Origin of the sequence: Ornithinibacillus proteolyticus, assembly GCF_039581225.1 — a bacterium.
Taxonomy (GTDB): Bacteria; Bacillota; Bacilli; order Bacillales; family Amphibacillaceae; genus Ornithinibacillus; species Ornithinibacillus massiliensis.
This window is the reverse complement of sequence record NZ_JBCPXV010000039.1, coordinates 22,804-32,314: the sequence shown is the minus strand read 5'-3', so window position 1 is coordinate 32,314 and position 9,511 is coordinate 22,804. Positions and strand designations below refer to the sequence as shown.

Annotated in this window: 9 protein-coding genes, 1 pseudogene and 1 riboswitch; of the genes and pseudogenes, 4 read left to right on the top strand and 6 right to left on the bottom strand. The window is 36.0% G+C overall.

Translation table 11 applies throughout. The features are described 5' to 3' along the window. Window positions 1–199 precede the first annotated feature (199 nt). Window positions 200–301, top strand: a riboswitch (TPP riboswitch). A gap of 116 nt (window positions 302–417) precedes the next feature. The 4 genes from thiT to AAIB49_RS15525 all read left to right on the top strand — a co-directional run bounded on the left by thiT (window position 418) and on the right by AAIB49_RS15525 (window position 4,258). Then, window positions 418–981, top strand: a complete 564-nt coding sequence (gene thiT / locus AAIB49_RS15540) for an energy-coupled thiamine transporter ThiT (protein WP_343458551.1) — start codon at window positions 418–420, stop codon at window positions 979–981. Window positions 982–1,120: 139 nt separating this feature from the next. Next, window positions 1,121–1,270 carry a hypothetical protein gene (locus tag AAIB49_RS15535; RefSeq protein ID WP_339215543.1) on the top strand — a complete coding sequence of 50 codons (150 nt, stop codon included), beginning with the start codon at window positions 1,121–1,123 and terminating at the stop codon, window positions 1,268–1,270. A gap of 114 nt (window positions 1,271–1,384) precedes the next feature. Continuing rightward, window positions 1,385–2,800, top strand: coding sequence for a hypothetical protein (locus AAIB49_RS15530; protein ID WP_343458550.1), 1,416 nt, complete (start codon window positions 1,385–1,387; stop codon window positions 2,798–2,800). Between the two features lie 78 nt (window positions 2,801–2,878). Next, window positions 2,879–4,258 (top strand): Glu/Leu/Phe/Val family dehydrogenase, encoded by a 1,380-nt coding sequence (locus AAIB49_RS15525; protein WP_339215540.1) that lies wholly within the window; start codon window positions 2,879–2,881, stop codon window positions 4,256–4,258. Between the two features lie 41 nt (window positions 4,259–4,299). Here the strand turns inward: AAIB49_RS15525 and AAIB49_RS15520 are convergent, their stop codons facing one another. The 6 genes and pseudogenes from AAIB49_RS15520 to AAIB49_RS15495 form a co-directional block, all read right to left on the bottom strand. Further along, window positions 4,300–4,458, bottom strand: a complete 159-nt coding sequence (locus AAIB49_RS15520; RefSeq protein ID WP_339215538.1) for a hypothetical protein — start codon at window positions 4,456–4,458, stop codon at window positions 4,300–4,302. 1 nt (window position 4,459) lies between these two features. Further along, window positions 4,460–5,770: a Ger(x)C family spore germination protein gene (locus AAIB49_RS15515; protein ID WP_339217784.1), complete on the bottom strand. Its 1,311-nt coding sequence runs from the start codon at window positions 5,768–5,770 to the stop codon at window positions 4,460–4,462. 117 nt (window positions 5,771–5,887) lie between these two features. Beyond that, a pseudogene (locus AAIB49_RS15510) lies at window positions 5,888–6,675 on the bottom strand (GerAB/ArcD/ProY family transporter); the annotation flags it as partial. A 209-nt stretch (window positions 6,676–6,884) separates the two neighbouring features. Next, window positions 6,885–8,333, bottom strand: coding sequence for a spore germination protein (locus tag AAIB49_RS15505; RefSeq protein ID WP_343458549.1), 1,449 nt, complete (start codon window positions 8,331–8,333; stop codon window positions 6,885–6,887). Window positions 8,334–8,428: 95 nt separating this feature from the next. Beyond that, window positions 8,429–9,286, bottom strand: coding sequence for a DUF421 domain-containing protein (locus AAIB49_RS15500; RefSeq protein WP_186868504.1), 858 nt, complete (start codon window positions 9,284–9,286; stop codon window positions 8,429–8,431). Between the two features lie 15 nt (window positions 9,287–9,301). Continuing rightward, window positions 9,302–9,505, bottom strand: a complete 204-nt coding sequence (locus AAIB49_RS15495) for a DUF1657 domain-containing protein (protein WP_186868505.1) — start codon at window positions 9,503–9,505, stop codon at window positions 9,302–9,304. Window positions 9,506–9,511 lie beyond the last annotated feature (6 nt).

Genomic DNA, 9,511 nt, shown 5'->3' with positions numbered 1-9,511 from the left:
GAATTTAAAAAAGTAAAAAAGCGGAAACAGATGGAAAGATATAAATCTGAAACCGTTGTCAAATTTGGAATTAAAACAATACAAAATAAGGGACTTTAAAAATCTCCCACAAATACTTGACTCAATCCTGTAAGGAAGAACGTTTGCTAAAAAGAGAAAACTAGGCTACAATATCAATAGCAAAAAAAGTGAATGATTTCTAGTCCACAGGGGGAGCCGATTGGCTGAGAGTGAACAATATGTTCAGACCCTTTGAACCTGTTAGTTAGTACTAGCGTAGGGATGGTGGCTTTTTTGATGGATTTATTAGCAATGTGAGCGGAATTCCCCATCAGGAAGCTTCCCCTTGGCATTGCTTTTTTTGTGTTTAAAAATCGAAGCATCATGATTTTTAATACATTTGGGGGAGGAAATAAAGTGAGTTCTAAACGCACATTGTTTATGGTTGAGGTGGCAGTATTTGCAGCACTGGCATTAATTCTAGATCTACTGCCAACTTTTAAGATGCCTAATGGAGGTTCTATTTCATTTGCAATGATACCTATTTTTATCGTTGCATTTCGATGGGGGCTAAAAGGAGGGCTATTAGCTGGTTTTATATGGGGAGTGCTCCAATTAGCTTTCGGCGCATATATACTTAATTTATACCAAGCATTTATTGAATATGGATTTGCCTTTACTGTTTTAGGAGTAGCAGGAATTTTCGCTAAGCCAATTCAAAAGTCACTTAGGGAAGGTAAGGTTGCAATAAGATTAGTGTATATCACCTTAGGGGTATTTATAGGCTCTGGATTGCGTTTTCTGGCCCATTTTTATGCAGGAATCGTTTTTTGGGGGGATACAGCACCAGAAGGTCAACCGGTATGGTTGTTTTCTCTAATTTATAATGGATCTTATATGTTACCATCATTTATATTATCTGCAATTGTAGTATTCTTCTTGTTTATTAAACAACCGAAGCGATTATTACAATCTGCATAAAAATTGAACAATCCGCTCACAACTAGGTAATCTCATATTAGAGGTTACCTTTATTTTTTTCGTATTTAGCCGTTTTTTAGTTTTGTTTTGAAACATAGTAAGCCAGTCTTACTATATTTAATAATATGGAGGTGTTCCAGTGAAGGAATTAGTTGGAGTTTGTAATCGTTGTGGAAAAGAGGTTTATTGTGAGAACGGTTTCCTTGATGGAATTCATGAAGGAGGAGAACTACTATGCATGTTATGTGCTCTGAGGAGGAATAAAGTGAAGCATATGTCTGCTGTTTAATTTCTTACTTTACGAGTTTTAGGACAACGTAATCTTATCCATTTAATCTTCTTTTTCACCGCTATTGTAAAACTAGCATAGGCTATAGCACTACGGTAAGAAAGGAAGATGTACATGGAGCTTACTTTAGTCCATTGGTTATATGGTATATTTACACTCTTAATCATTATAACGATGATTTTTCGAAAAGGAGTTGTACTTCCAACATTACTCGGGACGTTTATTATAGCTTGGGTTTATAAAGGAAGTATTGTTGATGGATTTACAGCAATATTTAATGCCAACTTAATCGCAGCTCAAGAATTATTTAGTATATTTCTCATCATTACTTTTATGATCGCCTTACTCAATTCTTTAAAAGATTTAGGTGCTGATGTTCGAATGATTCAGCCAGTACAGAAGGTAATGGTTAATGGTCATGTGTCATTTTTTGTATTAGTGGCAACGACCTATATCATTTCTTTATTTTTCTGGCCAACACCTGCTGTACCGTTAATTTGTGCGTTACTAGTACCAGCTGCGGTCCGGTCAGGATTACCCGCTATTGTAGCAGCTGTTGCTATTGCACTTGCTGGTCAAGGTATGGCTTTATCGTCTGACTATATTGTCCAGGTAGCCCCAAGCCTCTCTGCGACAGCAGCAGGAATTAATCCAGGGCTGGTTGCTGATAAAGCACTTGTCTTATCTTTAATAGCAGGAGGTGTGGCAATTCTCCTTGCATATGCAATAAATCGAAAATCTATTCGCTCGAAAGATGACCCGTTAAATAAAAATGAACTAACAACTTTAAACACAGCGGAAAGTACAAAAAATGAAGCAAAAACGAATAATCTCACCAGATGGAGTAAAATCTTCGCGGTCTTTGTACCCCTAGCTCTTTTAGTCGTTGTAGTTTATATGATGTATAACAAGCTTTTTAGTGGAAGTGGTGGATTAGTTGGCGGAGATGGGGCAGCCTTTGTTGGTGGGGTTGCGGTTATCTTACTATTATTATCTACTGTTGCTTTTGGTAGGCATCATGCATTGGATTATATTACAAACCATATTACAGATGGGTTTGTTTTTGCGTTTAAGGCAATGGGGCCGGTTATTCCAATTGCGGGGTTTTTCTTTCTTGGTAGTAGTGATTTCTCAGGGAGTATTTTGGGTGTAGAGGTAGGTCCAGCTTTATTATTTGGATTAGTAGAATCCACACAAGAATTTCTTCCCCAAAGTGCATTACTAGCAGCGATTAGTGTTCTAGTAATAGGTATTATTACTGGTTTGGATGGATCTGGATTCTCAGGATTACCGCTTACTGGTGCACTTGCAGCATCACTTGAAACAAGTGGGATGGATGCAGGAACATTAGCTGCTATCGGCCAATTAGGGGCCATTTGGACCGGTGGAGGGACGATTGTAGCGTGGTCATCCTTAATCGCAATTGCAGGATTTTGTGGGGTCTCCGTTATGGATTTGGTAAGGAAAAACTTCCTCCCAGTAATCCTAGGTTTACTAGTCATGGTTGTAATAGCTGTTTTTGTTCTGTAAATTTCGATAACTTAATTGGTATCTCCCGTTGATTTTGTTACAATTTTATTGTTAGAAAAATCAGTTGGAGGTATTTATGTGGGAAATCAAACAGTCGATATTGTAAAAAGTTCATTACACGCTTTAGTAGATGACAAAACTTTTTTACCAGAATTAAGTGGGGAGCGAAGAAAAAAAGCATTTACGTCCTTGTTAGCGATTCTTTCTACACCAAATCATGTCAATAAATCGTTTTTAAGAATTGCGCTGGAGAATGGTCAGGTTGTGCGAATCCCTGCCTTCCGAGTACAGCATAACAACATATTAGGTCCATATAAGGGAGGAATTCGTTTTCACGAATCGGTCAATGAAGACGAGGTAGTGAACCTTGCTGCTCTTATGACATTGAAAAACGCCTTACACCAAGTGCCATTTGGCGGAGCTAAGGGCGGAGTCGTCATTAATCCTAGAGAATTCAGTGAAAAGGATTTATATGTTATATGTAAAAAATATGTACAGTACTTCAGTGATAGCCTAGGTCCAGATAAAGATATACCAGCTCCAGATGTTGGAACAGGAGAACGGGAAATGGACTGGATGATGGGGGAATATAAGAGCATTCGACCAGGGGAATCATATCGAGGCAGTTTTACAGGTAAAAGTGTAGAGAATGGGGGATCCTTAGGAAGGAGAGAAGCTACAGGTAAAGGGGTTTACTATACGTTTCGTTATTTAATACATGATTTTCTCAGCCTTCAAGAAAATTGGTTAGCGGAGCGGGATAATCCATTTGCAAAAACTGTTCTAGCTTTAAAAGATAAATCACTTACGGTCGCTGTCCAAGGGTTTGGAAATGTTGGATCTGTAGTTGCATTAGCAGCTTTTCAATGTAATCATCTAAATAATAAAGTAGTGGCGGTAAGTGATCGTAATGTCACCTTATACAATTCGGAAGGACTTGATATACCTAGTTTAGTAAAATATAGTTCGGCAAATAATGGAGACCTTCCGAAAACAGATGAGATGGTAAAGTTGGCAGGTATAAAAGCAGAAATTCTAAACCGGGAAGCGATAATGACGCTGGATACAGATGTATTATTCTTGGCTGCACTGGAAAATCAAATTCATGAAGCGAATAAGAAGGATATACAGGCTAGAATTATTGTAGAAGGTGCTAATGCACCAGTTTCAACAGAAGCGGATGAATATTTAAGTGAACAGGGAGTCGTCATCATACCAGATATATTGGCTAATGCTGGGGGAGTAATTGTATCATATTTAGAATGGCTACAAGGTAGGGAGACCCAGTTCTATCAAGAGGAAGAAGTATACCAAAAGCTATATGTAAAAATGAAAGAAACCTTTGATGCGGTATTACCACAATTCTTCGCAGACCCCTATCCACTAAGGCAAAATTGTTATATCCATGCCGTAATGAAGCTTTCTACGATTATGTATAGACAGGGGAAGCTTTACTAAAAGTTGAGGAGGCATAATATGCCTCCTCATCAATAATATACTTACCTCAGAATAGTGAAGAAAGGGAGGATCACGATAGCTAATGCTAGCAAAAAGGTAGTAATGGAACCCATTTTACTATTGCCTTTCCACAGAGTAATAGAAAATCCTATCGTGTAAACAAACATGATAATCATCACTAGCCAAATCACTAGCTTCATTTTAATCCCTCATTTCTTCTATTCTCGGCAGTTCATTTTGTCTCCCGAATTTCTCTAATTTCAATTGGACCGAAACATTAATATCCATATCGGGGTACGTTTTCATCCAATCAAATTTCTCCCAGTCTGGAATAGTAGGAAACTCTTTTCTAGCGATTAAAGACCAGTTAAAGGGCTCTGATTTAAATTCCTCCTGGGTCTTTTTGATAAGCTCTTTAAATTTATTTGCTAAATCCTCTTTTATGGATGATTCTAGTCTATCCTGCTTCATTGGGTCTTTTGAGTAATCGGTCATACTATGATTGGATAATACTTCAAGTGATATCGGAACCGTTACATCAATTTTAGGTGTATCCTTTTTAAGGTTCATGTCTATTTTTATTGGATTATCCAATTCAATTTGGGCATCAACTCGATAGTCCTCGTCAAATGGATCTGGGAAGGTGAAAAGAAAATACCCTGTTTTCAAAGTTGGGTTAAGTAAATAAGTTAATTTAGTCTCTTCTATAGTTAAAGTATCAATCATGCGGCCTTCCTTAAAAACGGCAGAACCAGCAATTTGAGTTGTATTGGTTTCTCCCGTATAGTGAAACTCACCTGCTTTTATTTGATCAGGTTCTTGATTTGATTTATGTTCTTGAACCTTCTCGGTTGTTCCATACATACCTAAAAATAAGTCTGCGTCGGCTTCTGTAATTCGAAAAAAAGTATTCAATTCCGAAGGTGGTGTTGTTCCAAATATTTCTCCCACATTAAAAATCTTTTCGTAATAGTCATGTGGTCTAGTTTCTAATAATGGTTTATTTGTTTGTATAAATTGCGAGGTTTCTTCTTTTGTTACTAGGAATTGTATGTCACGTCTTATATCCATAGACTTAGCCGCATCATATATCCACCTTACGAATTCCTTATCTCTTGCTAGTTCTTCTGACACGAATAACATTCTAACAAGATCATAGGTGATTTCCTTGGCTATTACTATATTTGCAAGGCTTTTTGCTGTAATTAGGCTGTTTGCCTCAAAGGAAATTATCCCCCTAGGTGGTTCCTGTGAACTTGCACTAGAGGCTACTGACCCTGTTTCTGGATTGGCAATTAAATAGGTAATTCTTACTTTATCCTTTTGATTGTCTACTTTGTCCATTCCTAGAGCAATCACAAAAGCGTATTCCTCAACTCCTCTTTGATCCCAACAGCCCGTTAAGGATAGAAATATAGCAAATAGTAAAACGAAACTAAGGGCCTTTTGGTTTTTCGCATTTTTAAATTCCCCCTTAATCTTTGCAACAATATACAATAGGATAGGAAACATGAAAAATACTGGTGATGTAAGAATAAATAAAAAATCTTTAAAATTGAACAAGGTGAAAGAAGGACTTTCTGGTATTAGACCTAGAAATACAATAACAGTTGCTAGCGAGGGGGTAACATACTCAAAGTGATTTATTTTAAAGATGTGTCCGAATAAGAATGCTACAATATATAAATAAATGGAAAACCTAACAAATGATGCGATAAGCCAAAAAGGTAGAAAGAATGTCTCCATATTGGTTAGAAAACCTAAAGAAATAGTTCGTATAACTTCATGATAGGGATAATTCAATTGCATTACGGTATTATAATCAAAAAAAGTAAAAAACATACAAGAGACACTGTTAAGTTCAGCGTTGTAAAAAATAGTGCTAACCATGTTCCTTTTGAAAAATCCTTCTTGCTCTTTAAATAGGGATAAAGTATAAATAAATATAGAAAATCAGCTAATATAGATTGTCTTAGAGCACTCTCCTTTATTACTTCCCAGCTACTTTGTCCAAAAATAGGAAAAATAAATGTAATATTTCCATCCCCAATGGTGAGGATTAAAGCGAACAGTAATGTAACCTGTAAATAAGGAAGTACTAACCACGAAACAGAAGCAATTTGTTCTAATCCTCTTTTCGCTCCGTATGCGCTAACGGTTAATAAAATTCCATAAATAACTATTGTGGGAGTTCTAATAAAATACATCGTTCCAATGATATCTGTGTAAATAGCTGTGTCAACAACTAAGGTACTAAATGCTATCACTAAAAAAATGAATAATAAAAATGTACTTAATATTTTTCCAAATAATCGGTCAGAGATTTCTAGTAAATTCTTTTCTTGATAATTTCCCATAACACGTATAAGCAAATAGATAGGAATAATAGATAAAATACTGTTTATTACCGGTGCCATCCATCCTGCGTTGTATAAAGGCTCAAATAATAAAACAGGAGTATTATCAGTTAGTTTAGTGCTTGTCATAATTAATACAATGGCTATATACTCTCTTATACCGATTCTTTCTTTTATTTGGACCATTTATTAATCCCTCTAAGCTTTCTTTTTTGTGTCTTTAGATTTCACATAACCAGGCCGTAATAATTCATTTTGAAGTATTTTTCTTAAAATCGTGTCACCGGATGACTTATATTGGGCGTTAAAGGGGATAAGTAGGGAACACCAAAAGACTTTATAGAAACCATATAAAATAATCCCAATGTAAAGAAAGCAGTTATACCGTAAAGCCCTAAGAAACTTGCTGCTAATAATAAAAGAAATCGTGATATCCTTATTGCAAAGTTCATACTAATATCACCAATCGCGAAGGAGCTTAAGCCCCCAAGTGCAACAATGATGACAACGATTGGGCTTACAATATTGGCTTCAACTGCTGCTTGTCCTAAGATTAATGCCCCAACAATTCCTATTGTTGGTCCTATTGAACTGGGAACTCTTAACCCAGCTTCTCGAATTAGTTCAAAAGCCAACTCCATGATAAAAACCTCAATCCCTACTGGAAAAGGAACCCTTTCTCTTGTAGCAGCGATGGCCAGCAATAAGTCAGGAGGGATCATCTCTGCATGATAGGTAACAACTGCTACATATAAAGAAGAAGTAAATAAAGTAATAAAAAGTGCAAAAATACGGAGCACCCTAGTGAAATTCCCGTAAGCAAACCGTAGATAATGCTCTTCCGATGAATGATAAAACGACCAGAATGTTGCTGGGAGTACCAGACAATCTGGAGAATTATCCATTAATAAAACAATATAACCATCCTCTAAGAAGGACGTTGCTCGGTCAGGTCGTTCTGTATATAATAACGTTGGAAAGATAGAGTATTTTCGTTCTTCAATATATTGTTCTAATAGACTTAGATTTTGTATGGCATTAACATCCAATGATTGGAGGCGATCTCGAACATTTTGGAGTAATTTTTCATTTACCAAATCTTTTTGGTAAACCATATATACATTGTTTTTTGAGCGTTTCGATATAACTACAGATTCTACAAGTAGGTTTTCACTTTTAATTCTCTTACGAATTAATGAGATATTCGTACTTGCTTTTTCATTAAACGCTTCTTTCGGCCCTTTAACGACATTTTCATTTTCTGCTTTTTCTATCGCTCTTCCTTCAAAGTTTGAAACATTAAAGAGATATGCTTGATGTTCACCTTCGATAAATAATGCCACATTTCCATTGTTTATATCTGATATTATCTCGATCATTTTTACTGTTGTACTGACAGATGGAGAAGTAATAATTTCGTTAATTCCCTTCGTTGAATCCTGGTTCTGAAGAAGGGGGCTTAAGATAGAAGCTTCAATATCTGTCGTATTCGTTATAGTATCAATGTATACCATTCCAGCATTTTTATTTAATCCTGGTATATGTAGATTGCGTACTACCACATCTTTGTTTGTTGGATACGAATAAAAAGTCTTAAACTGCTCAATTGTTTTTTCTAAGTTCGGGTTTATTGTGGAGTTCTTGTTGTTATTTGTTGAGTTAGTGTCGGTTATGTTCTGTCTGCTTCTTATGGAACGTCTAAATGTTTTCTTTACCATTCTATTTACAACTCCAACATAATGTTTATTAATACGATTCCACACCTAGTTAAAAATATGTAATACAAAAAATAAAACCCTTTTGGATTAGGGTTCTATTTTAGATAGGTAGATACAAGGTCAATCGCTTTTTGCATTTTTTCGCTATTGCGTTGATACAACTGCTTTGTCTCTTGATTGTTTGTTGAAAGGGCAAATAGTTCTAAATCAGCTTGACACTTCTTCATTGTGGCAAGTAAAAGTGGTTTTTGTGTTGGACTTGGTACGGTAAGTTTATCATCGTAAAGATCAACCGTTAATTGACCATCACTATCAACTTGACCAAGATATACATTTTCCATGCTAATATTCATTTTTTCTAGTTCCGTTTCTAACCATTTAGGATTTAAGGAGAGGTTAGCTAACGGTTCTAGAAGTGGCCTTCCATCCATAATAACCGTTTGTGGTTCTCGATCAGGTGCTACTTTTAGTCCAATGTCCTTGGCGGTTAATGGGCGATTTTCTGTCTTCGGTAGTACACTTAACTTTCCAGTTGGTTCTAATACGGCAAATTCTACATCTGCTACTTTAAAAATGTTTTTATCGCGAAGGCTTTCTAATAAATCATCCGTTGAAAAATGTTCCTTCTTTAAATTGTCCTCCATTATTTTTCCGTTCTGAATCAAGACAGTACTTTTACCTTGAGCAAAATTACGAAATACTTTACTCTTTAATGCGAAATACTCGACAGCGTATGGAATAATAAACCACACAAACATGGAAATTAACGCGTAATAGAAAGGGCTATCTAATGTACTGACATGGATGGCAACAATTCCTCCTAATACTACTCCACTTATATATTCAAAAATATTTAATTGGGACAGTTGTTTCGTACCTAACCATTTAGTGAAAAGGAACAATATAGTGAGTAATGTTATCGATCTAAGAGCGATTTGAATCCAATCTGCCATCGTTTACTTTCCTTCCTATTGATTATATTGGGGTTCTTCTCTAGCTAGCATTAATACTTGTTTCTCTAAATCCTGCTTAATCTCACGTATGAGTGTTTCTGTTTCCCTATATACATTTCTTGCATTAGCTTCATTTGTTTGTGAAGCAAGTACTCCTAATGTTGCTTCAATATTTTTGATAGAAGCGTAGCAGGTCTTCACTTGTGAGCCTACTGTCATGGTTTA

What these genes read in the sequence shown, in the direction of transcription:
- AAIB49_RS15530 (WP_343458550.1), top strand. Translation starts at nt 1,385, where the DNA reads ATGGAGCTTACTTTAGTCCATTGGTTATATGGTATATTTACACTCTTA.
- AAIB49_RS15520 (WP_339215538.1), bottom strand. Translation starts at nt 4,458, where the DNA reads ATGAAGCTAGTGATTTGGCTAGTGATGATTATCATGTTTGTTTACACG.
- AAIB49_RS15515 (WP_339217784.1), bottom strand. Translation starts at nt 5,770, where the DNA reads ATGTTTCCTATCCTATTGTATATTGTTGCAAAGATTAAGGGGGAATTT.
- AAIB49_RS15505 (WP_343458549.1), bottom strand. Translation starts at nt 8,333, where the DNA reads ATGGTAAAGAAAACATTTAGACGTTCCATAAGAAGCAGACAGAACATA.
- AAIB49_RS15500 (WP_186868504.1), bottom strand. Translation starts at nt 9,286, where the DNA reads ATGGCAGATTGGATTCAAATCGCTCTTAGATCGATAACATTACTCACT.
- AAIB49_RS15495 (WP_186868505.1), bottom strand. Translation starts at nt 9,505, where the DNA reads ATGACAGTAGGCTCACAAGTGAAGACCTGCTACGCTTCTATCAAAAAT.